This window comes from Nonomuraea sp. 10N515B, from assembly GCF_052245915.1.
GTDB lineage: Bacteria > Actinomycetota > Actinomycetes > Streptosporangiales > Streptosporangiaceae > Nonomuraea.
Genome location: NZ_JBQQBQ010000084.1, coordinates 20,017 through 34,033, shown reverse-complemented (window position 1 = coordinate 34,033; position 14,017 = coordinate 20,017). Strand labels below are relative to the sequence as shown.

Annotated in this window: 12 protein-coding genes and 1 pseudogene; 5 read left to right on the top strand and 8 right to left on the bottom strand. The window is 67.8% G+C overall.

Annotation, left to right across the window (positions count from 1 at the left end):
• From ACTWQA_RS52985 to ACTWQA_RS52970, 4 genes are all read right to left on the bottom strand, one after another.
• Positions 1 to 560: condensation domain-containing protein (locus ACTWQA_RS52985; RefSeq protein ID WP_443166423.1), on the bottom strand; the 560-nt coding region annotated here is incomplete at its 3' end.
• Complete coding sequence (locus ACTWQA_RS52980; protein WP_443166422.1) at positions 557 to 1,126, bottom strand: hypothetical protein; 570 nt, start codon at positions 1,124 to 1,126, stop codon at positions 557 to 559. The genes ACTWQA_RS52980 and ACTWQA_RS52985, both read right to left, overlap by 4 nt.
• A complete protein-coding gene (locus ACTWQA_RS52975; protein ID WP_443166421.1) occupies positions 1,113 to 2,159 on the bottom strand; it encodes a hypothetical protein in 1,047 nt (348 codons plus the stop codon). Before ACTWQA_RS52975 ends, ACTWQA_RS52980 begins: the two co-directional genes overlap by 14 nt.
• Entirely contained in the window at positions 2,156 to 3,496 is a 1,341-nt protein-coding gene (locus ACTWQA_RS52970) for an MATE family efflux transporter (RefSeq protein ID WP_443166420.1), read from the bottom strand. The genes ACTWQA_RS52975 and ACTWQA_RS52970 overlap by 4 nt, the downstream gene beginning before the upstream one ends.
• A gap of 126 nt (positions 3,497 to 3,622) precedes the next feature.
• Between ACTWQA_RS52970 and ACTWQA_RS52965 the strand changes: the two genes are divergently transcribed.
• Both ACTWQA_RS52965 and ACTWQA_RS52960 read left to right on the top strand, forming a co-directional pair.
• On the top strand, positions 3,623 to 4,777 hold the full coding sequence (locus ACTWQA_RS52965) for a Gfo/Idh/MocA family protein (RefSeq protein ID WP_443166419.1): 1,155 nt from the start codon (positions 3,623 to 3,625) through the stop codon (positions 4,775 to 4,777).
• A complete protein-coding gene (locus ACTWQA_RS52960) occupies positions 4,774 to 5,721 on the top strand; it encodes a Gfo/Idh/MocA family protein (protein ID WP_443166418.1) in 948 nt (315 codons plus the stop codon). Before ACTWQA_RS52965 ends, ACTWQA_RS52960 begins: the two co-directional genes overlap by 4 nt.
• Before the next feature lie 64 nt (positions 5,722 to 5,785).
• On the opposite strand, the gene ACTWQA_RS52955 is transcribed toward ACTWQA_RS52960, so the two are convergent.
• The gene (locus tag ACTWQA_RS52955) at positions 5,786 to 6,127 is read right to left on the bottom strand and encodes a helix-turn-helix domain-containing protein (protein WP_443166417.1); all 342 of its coding nucleotides are present in this window, start codon (positions 6,125 to 6,127) and stop codon (positions 5,786 to 5,788) included.
• Positions 6,128 to 6,155: 28 nt separating this feature from the next.
• Positions 6,156 to 6,494 (bottom strand): hydroxyisourate hydrolase, encoded by a 339-nt coding sequence (locus ACTWQA_RS52950; protein ID WP_443166416.1) that lies wholly within the window; start codon positions 6,492 to 6,494, stop codon positions 6,156 to 6,158.
• Between the two features lie 179 nt (positions 6,495 to 6,673).
• Here ACTWQA_RS52950 and ACTWQA_RS52945 point away from each other — a divergent pair, with 179 nt between their 5' ends.
• A complete protein-coding gene (locus tag ACTWQA_RS52945; RefSeq protein ID WP_443166415.1) occupies positions 6,674 to 6,826 on the top strand; it encodes a hypothetical protein in 153 nt (50 codons plus the stop codon).
• Between the two features lie 3 nt (positions 6,827 to 6,829).
• On the opposite strand, the gene ACTWQA_RS52940 is transcribed toward ACTWQA_RS52945, so the two are convergent.
• A complete protein-coding gene (locus ACTWQA_RS52940) occupies positions 6,830 to 9,898 on the bottom strand; it encodes a BTAD domain-containing putative transcriptional regulator (RefSeq protein WP_443166414.1) in 3,069 nt (1,022 codons plus the stop codon).
• Between the two features lie 518 nt (positions 9,899 to 10,416).
• On the opposite strand from ACTWQA_RS52940, the pseudogene ACTWQA_RS52935 reads away from it, so the two are divergent.
• Both ACTWQA_RS52935 and ACTWQA_RS52930 read left to right on the top strand, forming a co-directional pair.
• Positions 10,417 to 10,584 (top strand): annotated as a pseudogene (locus ACTWQA_RS52935) (integrase core domain-containing protein); the annotation flags it as partial.
• An 83-nt stretch (positions 10,585 to 10,667) separates the two neighbouring features.
• Positions 10,668 to 13,301, top strand: coding sequence for a tetratricopeptide repeat protein (locus ACTWQA_RS52930; RefSeq protein ID WP_443166413.1), 2,634 nt, complete (start codon positions 10,668 to 10,670; stop codon positions 13,299 to 13,301).
• Here ACTWQA_RS52930 and ACTWQA_RS52925 read toward each other — a convergent pair.
• On the bottom strand, positions 13,241 to 13,933 hold the full coding sequence (locus tag ACTWQA_RS52925) for a hypothetical protein (RefSeq protein ID WP_443166412.1): 693 nt from the start codon (positions 13,931 to 13,933) through the stop codon (positions 13,241 to 13,243). The genes ACTWQA_RS52930 and ACTWQA_RS52925 overlap by 61 nt on opposite strands.
• Positions 13,934 to 14,017 lie beyond the last annotated feature (84 nt).

Below are 14,017 nucleotides of genomic sequence, written 5' to 3'. Positions count from 1 at the left end.
TCTGTCGGGTGCGCCTCCGACACGCGCGCTGGCGTCGGGGCACCCCCTACCCGCGGACGCAGCAGCCGTTCCAGCTCCGCCGACACCAGCCGGGTGCTGAGCAGATCCGCCGCCAGATGGGTCACGCACACGATGGCCGTGTGCGGCGCCCCGTCCCGTGACATCACGACCGCGCGAAAGGGCACGTCCACCGCATGGTCGAAGCGCGATGCGCGTAGTTCGGCCGACAGCTCGTCCACCGTCTCCTGGCCGTGCTCCGGTTCGTCGCGGACGCCGACCAGGACCTGCCCGGAGGCGAGCACTCGCTGCACGAGATCGCCCCCCTCATCGGTGAAGACCGTGCGCAGGGACTCGTGCCGCCGCAGCAGCTCGGCCGTCAGCTCCAGCACGTCCGCGAGCCCGATCCCGGCCGCTACAGACAGCGGGCAGACGACGTTGTACGGCGTGCCCTCCGGCATCTGGCGGATGTCGCGCCAGACCTGCCGCTGCCCCCAGGTCGCCGGACCGCTATGCGCGCGGGACCCGGCGAACTCCACCTTGTGCCAGATCAGATCGGTCATATCCCCTCCTCGGCCAAGGCCATCAGACGAACGTCCAGGTAGAGATCGTTGAGAGCGCCGAGGGAAGCCGGCGGATGCGGCCCGGCGAACATCGGGTGGCGGCCTCCGCCGCGCACCCGCGTCACCGCCGGCAACGTCCACGGCCCGGCGCCGTCCGGAGAGCCACGGTCGGCCACCAGCGCGTCCGCCCAGCGCTCGCTGAGGTCGACAGCGCGCAGATCGCAGCCGTCCAGCAGCGCGACGGCCCGGGTCCGGTACGCCGAGGGCATCGCCCCACGCTCGGCCGCGACGGCCAGGGGCAGGACGGCTCGCGGGGTCAGCCATTCACAACCCAGGATGGACAGCGTGGGCAGGGTGGTCTCCGCACGGGAAACACTCCAGTGCTCGAACGGCGGGTCAGCCCCGTCGCCGCCGCATGTCGGGCAGGTCACCACGCGCACCACCAGGTCGGGTGCCGGCGGTCTGATGACACCGGGCGGCTGGTCGGGGGCGATGAGGCGGTTCACGCGCGCCTCGCGGCGCGCCATCCGCGCCGTCAGGGCCTGCGGATCTTCAGCGGGTGACATCGCCGGTGCTCCTCAACGCGAAGCCTTCCAGGCACGCTTCCACCAGTGTCGCGCGGCCGTCCGGTCCGAGGCTCGTCCGGTCGGCGGGTCTGAGCCCGGACTCGACCCAGGTGGCGAGGGCCGGCCGTAACCACCCCACCGGACCGAGCGACGGGGTGTCCGCGCCGAGCAGGTACCCCGCCGCCCATACCTCCGCGGCCACGCCCGTCCCCCGGACCACCTCCGGGTCGATCCCGAGCAGTGGCGCCCAGTCATGCCAGTACCAGCTGTACTCGTGCCCGGACGGCTCCTGCGTGCCCGGGCGGGTGAAGCGCAGGTAGCATCGCGAGCCACGCAGCTCCACCACGTGCTCCCAGGGGTCGGCCCGCTCGAACCGGCCGGCCAGCGCGGCGTCCTGGGTGGGTTCGCGATGCCAGTGGTCCTGCGGCGGAGGCGTACGGGCGGCGAACACGGTCGCGTGGTAGACGTCCTCGTGCGCGGTGAGAGACTCCACCTGCGCCTTCTCCACCAGATGAGGCACGGTGGCCAGCAGCGGCAGCCCGCGCTCACGGCAGAACTTCGCGATCATCTCGTCGTCGTCGATCACGTCATCGGGGATGGTGGCGAGATAGGCGGCCAGGTCACGAGCGAGCTCGGCGGGCATCAGGAGGGCTACGGCGGGCGCCCAGTCACTGCTGGAGAGCGGCGCCCACGCAGCGCCTGCCGCCGCTGCCCGCCGTACCAGATAGGAGTTCTGCGGACTGTTCCAGTCGGAGTAGAGGGCCACCACATCGCCTGAGCGGGCGGCGACGGCGGCCGTGAGCTGCGCGGCGAAATCCGCGCAGAGCAAGGCGTCGTCCTGGATGACCAGATGGTGCGTGGCGCCTCGCGCCACAGCCGCCCAGGCGCGCTTGGCCGTCCGCAGCGGGCTGCGGATGCCCGCCGGGTCCGGATCGGTGATCACCCGGGCCGTGAGCGGGAGGCAGGAACGGACGAGGGCATCCACCAGGTGGGCGCGGGCAGGGTGGTGCATGATCGCGATACTGATGTTCACGACAGTCCTCCGATCAGCCTTCGCCGGACGAACCTGAAGGCGATCGCGGGTGCGATCAGCATGCCCACGGCGTTCAGCACGGCGACCGTCCAGTACAGGCCCTGCACGCCGGCCGAAGGGGCGATCACGGCGCCGACGGCGACGCTGCCGAGGAAGTACGGAATGTTCATCGTGAGCGCGAGGAACCCCCCGCCGACCTGCTGGATAATCACAATGGCGGTGACCGTGACGCCCATGCATCCGTAGGTGAGCCCGACGATGGCCAGCAGGTGCTCCGTCTGCGCGGCGATACCCGGCGCCCCGGCGATCAGCGCGGCGAGGGGGCCGCGCGGCAGCCACACGGCCACGGTCAGCACCGCGTAGGTCAGCCATGCCAGCCCCAGCCCTGCCCGCAACGTCGGCAGCAGCAGGTCCTGCCGACCGGCCCCGCGCAGGCGGTTCATGGTGATGGCGGTCGCAGATCCGATGGCCGTGGACGGCACCAGCACGAGCGCTTCTAGCGTGGCCGCTGCGGAGAATCCGGAGACGACGTCGGGCCCGAAGGGAGCCACCACCCAGATCAGGCAGAAATTGCCCACCGCGATCACCATGAAGGAGATCGTGACGGGCCCGCCGACGCTCGTGAGACCGGAGATCGCCTCCGGCCGCCAGGTGAACGGGCCGCGAGCCCGCCACATCTCGGTCCTGGCCAGTGCGGCGGCCACGTAGGCGAACCCGACGCCACCTCCAGCCGCCGAGGCGATGGGCAGCCCGTACATCCCTAGGTCGGTGCCGAACCCCAGGGCGGCGACCAGGCCGATCTCCATAGCCGCGCCCAGGAGCACCGCGGTGGCCGCCGGCCGGGTATGCCCGTATCCCCGCAGGCTCGAGGAGCCCAGGCAGACGGGCAACCACAGCAGGTTGGCGACGCAGAACCAGCGGACGAACGAGACGAACTCTCCGGTCTCGCCCGGCGGGATCTCGAGCACCGATGCGATGACCGGGGCACAGACGATAACGGCCAGGGTGACAGCGCCCCAAAGGGCCGCGCCCAAGCGTGCCATGCTCGCCGCGACGGGCAGGACGTCCTGAGGCCGCTTACGCCCCCGGCTCATCGCGGTGGCGACCTGGTTACTGATCTCGATGCCCATCTGGAGGGCGATGAAGAGAAAGGCCAGCGGCATGTAGAGGGATCTGACGTAGAGCGCCTCCTCGTCCACGCGTCCCATGATGGCCACGACGACGAGCGGCGTGATCACGCCGACTACCTCGCCATACATGATCGGGAATGCCAGACCGGCGATCTCCCGGCGGCCCGCCCATGGCACGGATTCAGGTGGACGAACGACCTCGACCACAATTTCTCCCTCCCGTACACTGATTCGACGACAGTAGTCAGGAAAGAGAAGGCAGAACAGCTCCCTCAATGGCTATGCCCGATCGGTGATCTATTGCCAGGACAAGGTGCGACCTAAGCTGCCGATATGAGGCACCCTCTTGGCATTGCAATAGTGGGATGCGGATATGTCGCCGACTACTACATGGCCACCCTTCCCAACCATCCGCAGATCACGGCGGTCGGCGCTTACGATAGGGACCCGGCGCGCGCAGCCGAATTCGGCCGTCATCACGGCCTTCGGATTTTTTCATCTCTGGCCGAACTGCTGGCCGATGAATCCGTGCACATCGTGGTCAACCTCACCAATCCACGAAACCACGCGGCGGTGACCAGGCAGGCCCTCGAAGCCGGCCGGCACGTTTATTCGGAGAAACCTCTGGCCCTTTCCCTCGTCGAGGGCCGCGAGCTGGTGGAGCTGGCCGAGTCGCGCGACCTGACGCTGGGCGTCGGGCCGTGCTCCCTGCTCGGGGAGACCGCGCAGACCGTGTGGCGGGCGCTGCGCGACGGGGTGGCCGGCCGCCCCAGGCTCGTCTACGCCGAGCTCGACGACGGCGCGATCCACCAGATGCCGTACTGGACGTGGACCAGCGAGTCCGGCGCGCACTGGCCGTACCTGGATGAGTTCCGGGTAGGCCCGACGCTGGAGCACGCGGCCTACTACCTGAACTGGCTGACCGCCTTCTTCGGCCCGGTCACCGAGGTCACGTCGTTCGCCGCGCTGGTGGTCCCGGACAAGGTCCCCGGCGTGGGCGGCGAGGATTTCGCCCCCGACTTCGCGACCGCGAGCCTGCGGTTCACGTCCGGAGTGATCGCCAGGCTCACCTGCTCCACTCTGGCGCCTGAGGACCGTTCGCTGCGGATCTTCGGTGACGCCGGAGTGCTGAGCGTCGCCGAATGCTGGGATTACGGCGCGGCGGTCAGCCTGCGGACGTTGGTGCCCGGCGAGAAGTTGGAGACTAGCGACCACTACCTCGATCCGCCGGTTACCCTCCCTCTCGTGCGACCCGCCGACTACCGCTACAAGCAGTCGCCGGAGCAGGACACGCACGACATGGACTTCGCCCGAGGGGTGGCGGAGCTGGCCCACGCGGTCGTCGAAGGACGCCCTTCGCCCGTGTCGGCCAAGCAAGCGCTGCACGTGCTGGAAGTCATCCTGGCCATCACCGAGACCGGGACCACCAAGATCGAATCCACCTTCGGGCCGGTCACGCCCATGCCATGGGCATCCCTTCCATCATGAGACCGCTTAGCTGGGGCGTGCTGGGAGCTGCTCGCATCGCCCGCTCGGACTTCCTACCCGCGGTGGCCGCCTCCCCGGGCGCGCGCCTGGCCGCGGTCGGCGCGCGCGATGTGGGCCGGGCGGCGGCGATGACCGCCGGGCATCCCAGCGCCCACGCCTACGGGTCGTACGCTGAGGTCCTGGCCGATCCGGCGGTCGAGGCGGTCTACGTGGCGCTGCCCAACATTCTGCACGTCGAGTGGACGCTGCGCGCGCTTCAGGCCGGCAAGCACGTGCTGTGCGAGAAGCCGATGGCGATGTCGTCGGCAGCGGTGAAGGAGATCGAGGCCGCCGCCCGCTGGGCCGACCGGGTGGTGATGGAGGCGTTCATGTACCGCTTCCACCCGCAGTACGACCCACCGGCATTCAAGGCACTGCTGGCCGAGGTGGGGGATATCACCTCCGCGCACGCGCATTTCTCTGTACCGGTCGACAGCCTGGACGACATCCGGCTGTCGGGGGACCTGGGCGGCGGGGCGTTCTGGGATCTCGGCTGCTACTGCGTGCACGCGCTGATGTGGCTGCTCGGAGAGGTCGCCGACGCCGACGGGGCGTGCACGGGCCGGCCCGACACAGCGGGCTCGGCGTGGCTGCGCTTCGCGTCCGGCACGCTGGCCACCGCGACGTGGGGCTTCACCGGCACTTTCGCCGAACGGCTGCTGCTGGTGGGCACGGCCGGGGTGCTGGAACTGGAGTTGCCCTTCCTGGCATCGGGAGCCGGGCGCATCCATCTGGCCACCACCGAGCACGAGCGGACTTGGGTCCCGGCCGCGGGTAACCAGTTCCGTACCCAGATCGAGCACTTCGCCGAGGTGGCTGACGGTAACGCGAACCTGAGAGTCCCGCTGTCGGAAACCCGGCGGTGGGTGGATGTCGCGGAGCGGCTGCGCCTGGCATTCCGGTGACGCTGCGCGCTCCGCCTGGCTGGGCCGGCACGCGGCGTGAGGCCTTCGGCCGGATGGAAGGCGCCTAGATCAGACTGGCCAGGAGACTCGGGCCGGGGTTCCGCGCCTGGTGTTCGGGGCCCGCACGTCTGGCGGTGCGTGCCGGTCCACCTCGCCTGGACGGCACGAGGACCCAGGACTGGGCTCGGCTGGCGAGCAGGATGCCGAGCTCGAGGCGGCTGCGCGCGCCCACGAGGGTCATGGTGCGCGCGACGTAGCGCTGGACCGTGCGCGAGGAGATCTCCAGCTTGTTCCCGACGACCTCGTCGGTGCAGCCCGACGCCAGGAGCAGGATGACCTCCTGCTGGGTTCTGCTGATCAGCCCGCCACGCATGCAGGCGTCGAGCCATTCAGGCAATGGATGCATGTGTCCCCCTGAGGAATCGACAAGGGTGTCAGATAGTGAGGCCGAAGTATATGGAGTAAGCATGTGGGGCAATCTGCACGTGGAGCCTGCACGTCGACAACTCATCCCGTATCCTGAACAAGGCCGAAATTTCAGGATATGCGGCAGCGACACCGAGCCCGACAAAGTAATGCTGGCTGTCGAAGACGATGCGATAGAGCCCGCGCCTCAGCGGCCGGCACGGCCATTCGTCGATGCCGCCTGCACCGTCGGTCACCGCATCGGCGACCAGCTCCCAACCGCCTCTGCCGAATATCTTCAGGCTAGCTTTCATCCCGGCCACCGGCCGGCCGAATGCGCCGTCAAGCGCTCGCACGGATACATTCATGAGCATCCTCACTCCAGACGTTCTCCACAGTATCGAAGCGCGTTATCCAAGCGACTTCCAAACGCCATCCGAGGCTTTGATGCCGGTCAAAGGGCAGCCGAATAGCAGTTCAATATCGGATCGACTTACGATTGCGTCGTCATCGGAACGGCTTGATCCGTCGAACGAAGAAGGAACAAATGAGCGAGGTCATTCGCGCCCGGACCGCCCGCATCCTCATCATCCTGCTCGTCGCCACAGGCGCCTTCGCCGCAAACGCCCTCACCACCGCGCACGGCTCGGCGGCGGACACGCCTCCACCGTCCGAGACGCACAACACCCCATGGGGCTGAGCGTTATCGCACCCTGTCGATCCGCTCGAGGAAACCCGCCTTGACCACATCCGTGAGAGCGGGTTTCATCCCTTCGGCCAGAGCCAGAGCCCGCGAGGCCGCACGCCGCCGTGCCGCGTCGTCGCCAGCGGCGGCATGAGCCTCCCCCAAGAGGATCAGCGCCTCCACCTCCTGGAGCGGGATGCGGAGGCCGCTGAGGGTGTCGATCGCTCGCTCGATGTGCTCAATGGCCTCGGCGGCCCGCCCGCGTACCAGCTCGAGCCTGCCCAGTTCGGCCGACGTCCTCGCCTCTACCAGCCGCTCACCCACAGTGCCCGCCTGCACCGACGCGAGACGCAGTGTCCGATCCGCGTTCACCAGGTCCCCCAGCCGCAGGTAGGCCGTGCCAAGGCCGTTCAGCGCGAAGGCTTCGCCGGTCGGATCGCCGGCGTCCCGCACGATGGCCAGCGCCTGCTCGAACACCTCAACCGCATCGGCCAGTTCATCGTCGGCGCGCAGGTGCATCTCACCCATGCGGTGCAGCACCTGCGCCTCCACCCGCCTGCTGCCAAAAGACCGGCAAAGATCGAGCGCCTCCGTCAGCAGTTGCCGGGTCTGCGCGAAGTCGTTGTGCTCCAGGCGCAGGTGGGCCATGTTGTGCAGCACGTAAGCCACAGCGATGAGATCCCCCGTCTCCCTGAAGATCTCCAACGCTTGCTCATACTTGGCTGCGGCGTTGTGATAGCGCCCGCGCATCCGGTCGATGGACGCGATGTTGCGCAACACGAGGGCCAGCCCCTGGCGATCGGACAATTCCTCGAAGAGGGCGGCGGCGGCGCCGAGGCTTGCGCTCGCGTCGTCGAACCGCCGTTCGGTGAGGTGCAGGGAGCCCAGTGAATACAGCATCGCGGCGTGCCCGCGCACGTCCCCCGCTCTCCTGACCGCCTCCAGGGCGATCTCGTGCGTCTCCCGCCAGTCGTCGAGGTAGGCGCGCGCCTCGAAAAGGGTCACGGTGCTGACAGCCAGGTTCCAGCAGAGCTCGACAAGACCCGCGTGCGCAGCCTGTCGGATGCCGGACACCAGCGCGTGACGCTCGCGGTCGAACCAGCGCAGCGGCGAGGCGACCAGCCGCTCGACGACGTCATCAGGCAGCGTCCAGTGCGGGCTGACGTCGTTGATCTGCAGGTAGTCGCCACCGTACTCGGCGCGGTGCGCCGCACGTGACAGGCTCAGCAACCCGCCCAGCAGCCTCGCCAGCGCCACGTTGCGCGCTTCCGAGGGCTCCTCGGCTGCGAGCCGTTCCCTGGCGAACACCCTGATGAGGTCGTGGAACTGGTACTGGCATGGCTCGCCTGTCTCGTTGCCGGTGGTCTCGACAAGCTGCGCGTCCACCAGCTCCTCCAGCAGATCGTGCGCGTCGGCCGGTGGCAGATCCAGCAGCGGGGCGCTGACCCAGGCGGAGAACAGATTCGAATCCAGGATCGCCAGCCGCCGAAAAAGCGTACGCGCCCGTTCCCCGACGTTCTCGTAGGCCAGGGAGAGTCCCGCCCGGACTCCCATTTCGCCGTGGTTCAGCTCGTCCAGCCGCCGCGTCTCGTCCTCCAGGCGGGCCACCAACTGCGCCACGCTCCAGTGCGGCCGGGCCGACAGCCTGGCGCCGGCTATGCGCAGGGCCAGTGGGAGCCGGCCGCACAGCTCCGCGAGAGCGCTCGCCGCGCCCGGCGCCGACCGCAGGCGCCCGGCGCCGGCTATGCGAGCGAACAGCTCCACCGATTGCCGGGAGTCGAAGACGTCGACCTCGATGTGGATCGCGCCGGCGATGCCGGTCAATCTGCTACGACTGGTGATCAGTACGGCGCAGCTGGGATTGCCTGGAATCAGCGGCTGAACCTGCGTTTCGCTGAGCGCGTCGTCCATGACCACGAGGATTCTGCGATCGGCCAGCTGGCCCCGATACATCTCGGCCCGCTCTTCGAGGCTGTCGAGTACGGGGGCGGCCGGCCAGCCGAGGGCGCGCAGGAACCGCTCCAGCAGATGCATCGGGCTGACGGGGTGGGAGGAGGCGCCGTGCAGGTCGGCGTAGAGCTGCCCATCGGGAAACCAGTCGCTGAACAGGTGGGCGACGTGGATCGCGATGGCGGACTTCCCGATGCCCGGCTTGCCCACCAGCACGATGATGGGTACCGCCCGCGAAGAGCTGTTTACGGCGACCTCGAAGTGACTTCTGATCTCGTCGATCTGACTGACCCGTCCGGTGAAGTCGCCGATATCGGCGGGCAACAGCCGCGGCACCGGCTGGGCCGGGGTGGTCTCAGCAAGCACGATCCTGGCCGGCGGCTCCGGCGCGTTCAGGGTCTCGTCCGAGGTGAGAATCTTGTACTCGAGATGCTGGAGCTGCTCGTTGGGCTCGATCCCCATTCCTTCGACCAGTGCCTGCCTGCCGGTCCGGTAGGTCTGTAAAGCCTCAGCCTGCCGCCCCGAGCGATAGAGCGCCAGCATCAGCTGTTCGCGCAGGCGTTCCCTGAGCGGGTATTTCTCCACCATCTCGGAGAGCTGGGCTATCACTTCATGATGCCCGCCCAGCTCCAGTTCCAGATCGACGTAATCCTCGTAGGCGGCTATCTGTTGCTCAATCAGCCGGATCGACGCCGAACGAATGAGCCTGCTGTCGATGCCGTCGAACGGCACTCCACGCCAGAGGGAAAGCGCCTCGCGATACATGCTGACCGCCGCGTCGATTCCGCCCTCTTCGCGCGCGGCCCTTGCCGCCTGGACAGTGTCGATGAAGCGGCAGCAGTCAACCTGTTCTCGGGGAACGCGCAGCGCGTATCCCTGCGATTCGGTGGAGATGACCGGACCCGGACCGTGAGAGGCCAGCGTCCGGCGCAGCATGGAGATGGAGATCTGCACCTGGGAACGTGATGTGGTAGGACGGCCCTCCCCGTAGATGGCGTCTACGAGGCGTCCCAGGGTGACGACACGGTTGACGTCGAGAAGGAGGACCGCGAGGGCGGTCTGTTGTCGGTTACCGCCGAATTCCAGCAGTTGGGAGCCGACCGCTACCTCCAATGAGCCCAGAATGCGAAAATCCATCGTGTCAACTCCATTGCGGGATTATATTCTTCGTTTCGCTATACTGTGCTATCGGAAGAGGAGGACGGCAGTAGCCCACGGGCGCTCGATATGCTGCACCTTCCGCTTGCATGACAGCCGGCATTCGCTGCGCGAGTCGGGACGAGGCGCGATCTTGTGACGGCGGATACCGCGCCACGATGCAGCTGCTCGTGATCACGTCTGTGTGACGAGAGGGGCTGCCGCTCTCATCGGAGATGCCCGTCCCGAAGTCTGGAATCTCCGCAACGACTTCGATCCGCCAGTCGGCCCTGAGAAGGCCATGGGCAGACCCCGTCACCGGCGACGTCGGTCCGCCCGCCTTGCTAACCTGGTGATCCGTGTCCACCTTCTTCGGGGGTCTGGCCGGCCGCACGCCCCCAACCATCAGCATTACGGTCCCCCTGAGCGCGAGCATTCGAGACACGGCCGCAGATCATATTGATGCCTGGTATGGCGCCGGTATGTCATGCCCGGAAATGGTGGTGCGCCTCGGGTGAGGCGCGGTCAGCTCGGTCGGCTCGCGCGGGGACAGCTATGACAACGCCCTGACCGAGAGCACCATCGGGCTGTACAAGACCGAACTGATTCACCGCCGCGGCCCGTGGAAGGGCCTCGACGAGGTCGAGATCGCCACTATGGAATGGGTCGACTGGTACAACTCTCACCCCAGCCAGGTAACCCGGTCTCCAACAGACCCGGCACGGTTCATTGCTTTCCTGAGCGTCTTTTCTGGCGTAATGATGACAGCATGAAGCCGGAATCCTGGCGGAAGGCTGCAATCGGCGCGGGCGTCGTCGCCGTCCTGGCAGGGACCGCCTACGGGCTCTCGTTCACCTCCTGGTGGCAGGCACTGGCCAACGACGATGACGGTGCCTGGCAGGTGGTGGGCCGCATCGACAACCTCGCGACTCCGATCGGCGTCGTGGTCGCGATCATCTTCGGCCTCGTCGCGGCATACCAGGGTCGCAAGACGTCGGCGCCGTCCACGGCCACCGCATCGGCGGAGCCCGGCACCATGGCACGGAAGCGGGCGGACGACCCGTACGAGAAGCTGCTGAACCATGAGGACGCCGCTGCGAAGCTCGCGAAGAGGCTGGCGAGCGGTTCTCCTGGCGTCGTCGTCGTGCAGGGAACACCGGGCGTCGGAAAGACGAAACTCGTCCAAGCGGTCCGCAAGGACCTTCAGCAGCGGGAGATGAGCTCTCGCATCGTCTGGCACGACGCCCTGCCCGGGGAACCGCTGAGGATCAACACCCTGATCAGGGAGATCGAGGGCCCGGACGCACCACCGGGGAGCAATGCGGGCACCTCACTCGCCCGGCTCAACGCGACGTTGGAAAGGTACGCCGACACCCGCGTGGTCATCGTCATCGACTGCGCCGAGGAGCTGCTGAACACGAACAAGAACAACGAGCTCGTCGACTTCGACCTGGACGAGGCGTTCGAGGCGATCGCCAGCAGGAAGCACCATCATGTCACGGTGGTGCTCGTCACCCAGGAGCTCCCCAGGTCTCCCGCGAAGCTCGACTGGCCCTCCTCGGAGCCTGCGATCCAGGTGGAGAAGCTGCCGTTTGAACTCTTCAACCAGTATCTCGATGATCTCGACCGCAACAAGGCGTTCGAGCTGGACACCGGCGTACGCGAGCAACTGTACGAGACGCTCCGTGGCAACCTCTGGCTCGCCGAGCTCTTCCACGCGGTGCTGGCCGACGGCGACTTCGACGCGCAGGAGCTGACCGCTCTCCTGTCGAACATGCATCGCGCCCGTATCCGGCCGTTCCTCATCGGCCACCTCTACAACAGTCTGAGTGACCTGCAGCGAAGCGTGCTCCGTGCCCTCGCCGCGTACGACGTGCCGGTGGACGTATCGAGCGTGGCCAAGCTCTTCGACGGTCGAGACCCGGTGACCGTCCGGAACGCGTTGTCGGAGCTCAACAGGCGCCACCTGGTGCGCAAGGGCGACGATCTGCGTTACTACCTGCCCCAGTCCACCGCCCCCGACTGGGTGCCGGCGGCGGGCATCTCGGCGGACGACGAGGAATGGACGAGGCTGCTTCGCGGCGCCGCACGCGAGCTCGGGCGGATGCAGCCCGCGCTGACCGGCGTCGAGGACATGCATCTGTACGACGCAGAGTTGCGGGCGCTCTTGAAACTCCAGTGGTTCGACGAGGCCCATGAAATGGTTGAGGATCTCGACGAGACACTGCGCGAAGGGAACTGCGGTTATCGCCTTTTCGAGCACCGTATAAAACTCAGCGGCCAGCTCACCGAGCCGCACGATGAAATGACGAACTCCAACGCGCTCGGGGATCTGTACGCCTCCAACGGAGACTTCCGTGAGGCGGGCATCGCCTACGAACACGCGCTAAGCCTGGGCACCCAGCTTAACGATGACGACGCCACGATGCGGATCCGCGGCAACATGGCGGAGATGTATTGGAGACGCAACCTGACAGGGGACGCCTTCAGGCTCTACGCCGAAACGCTGGCCGAGGCGGAGCGGCGCGGCGACCAGCGCGTACGCATGGGCGCTCTGGAAGGGCTGGCCAAATGCCACCGGCGCCGGGGCGAATACGTGCAGGCCATGGACCGCGCGAGGATGGCGCTGTCCATACCGCTCCTGGAGGACTATCCCCGGGACGAGCGGGAGATGAAGTTCGCCTCGACCAGGATGGTCCACATCAACCTGCGACTGGCTCGCTGGCACGCCGAGCAGGGCGAGAGGTCCGCCGCCCGGCAACGGCTGGAGGAGGCGGAGCGCACGGTACAGCACCGCTGGCTGGACGCCGCCTGCCTGGACGGGTGGGCCGATCATCACCTGTATTCCAACGACTTCGTGCAGGCGAGGAAGACCGCTGAGAAAGCCGTCGAGAAGGCCATGCAGACCCGTGACCCCATCACCCTGCTGCAGGCGCGGACCACGCTCTGCTTCGCTTACCTGAAGATGGACGACCTCCCTGGGGCGTTGCAGGAGATCGAGCGGGCCGAGCGCTACCGGTCTCCTGGCCGCTCGCTCATCGTGCTCGGCCTCCACGCGCTCGTGGGCAGGAAGCGGCGCGATGTCGGAGCCGCCGCGAAACTCTTCAGCGACCTTCATGAGCAGGCGAGCATCCGTATCGGAGGCGCCAGAAACGCCCCTGGCACGGGCGATGAGAAGGACTTCGCCGCATGGGACCTCAAGGGGTTCTCCCTCTGTGGGCGGCGGCTAGACGACGACAGCAAGCTCGATGACGCCATCGCGGCATTCCGCAAGGCCAGGAAGGTGGCCGGGGCGACGCCCGGCCTCGTCGCCCGGCTGAAGGAGCTGGTCGAGCTCCTCGATCAGTGCCGTCCGGGCCGGTTGCGTTCCGTGCTGGTCGCGTTTGACGAGTTCGGACCCTGAGCATCGTCTCGCAGCCAGCCCTGCTCCTGCGCGCGGATGATGGCCTGGATGCGGGTACGCACCCCCATCTCTTTGTAAAGGGTCTGCAGCAGCCGGAACATCGCCCGTTCCGAGTAGCCGACCTGGTTGGCGAGCTGGGCCACGGTCGAGCCGGCCGCCAGCTCGCGCAGCCAGGTGAGCTGCTCCTGCGTGAGGGCGTGCGCCGTGGAACGCGCCACGAAGGCCCGCGCGGACGCCGCCGCCCCCGTCGCCAGCTCGGCGGCCACGGACGCTGGCATGACGGCCTGCCCGTCGAGCGTCGCCGCCACCGCGCGCCGCAGCGCCTCCTCGGTCACGCCGCGCAGGAGTACCGAGCGGGCTCCCGCCCACAGCGCCCGCACGCCGAGCACGGCCGACTCTTCCCCGACGAGGGCGATCACCGTGTGCGTCCTGGACCTGTCACGCAGCTTCTCCAGGAGCTGCCAGTCCTGCTCGGACTCCAGGGTCAGCAGCACCACGTTGTGCTGGCCGTCGCTCACCCAGGCCAGAACGTCGTCGGGGACCTCGACCTCGTACCCCACGGAGGACAGTGTGGTCATGACCCCCTGCTGGAAGAGGGGCAGGGGGTCGACGACAGCAACGCGCACGGTCACCGGTGACCGAGGATCCCTTCTCGTGAGGCCACGGCGGCCCGCCGATGGCACGGCAGGCGCGGGCAGCCTGGCGAAGTCGGGCTC

Bases quoted from the DNA above. Each gene is read 5' to 3' on its own strand.
- ACTWQA_RS52955 (WP_443166417.1), bottom strand. From the start codon at position 6,127: ATGCATCCATTGCCTGAATGGCTCGACGCCTGCATGCGTGGCGGGCTG.
- ACTWQA_RS52965 (WP_443166419.1), top strand. From the start codon at position 3,623: ATGAGGCACCCTCTTGGCATTGCAATAGTGGGATGCGGATATGTCGCC.
- ACTWQA_RS52950 (WP_443166416.1), bottom strand. From the start codon at position 6,494: ATGAATGTATCCGTGCGAGCGCTTGACGGCGCATTCGGCCGGCCGGTG.
- ACTWQA_RS52930 (WP_443166413.1), top strand. From the start codon at position 10,668: ATGAAGCCGGAATCCTGGCGGAAGGCTGCAATCGGCGCGGGCGTCGTC.
- ACTWQA_RS52940 (WP_443166414.1), bottom strand. From the start codon at position 9,898: ATGGATTTTCGCATTCTGGGCTCATTGGAGGTAGCGGTCGGCTCCCAA.
- ACTWQA_RS52945 (WP_443166415.1), top strand. From the start codon at position 6,674: ATGAGCGAGGTCATTCGCGCCCGGACCGCCCGCATCCTCATCATCCTG.
- ACTWQA_RS52980 (WP_443166422.1), bottom strand. From the start codon at position 1,126: ATGTCACCCGCTGAAGATCCGCAGGCCCTGACGGCGCGGATGGCGCGC.
- ACTWQA_RS52960 (WP_443166418.1), top strand. From the start codon at position 4,774: ATGAGACCGCTTAGCTGGGGCGTGCTGGGAGCTGCTCGCATCGCCCGC.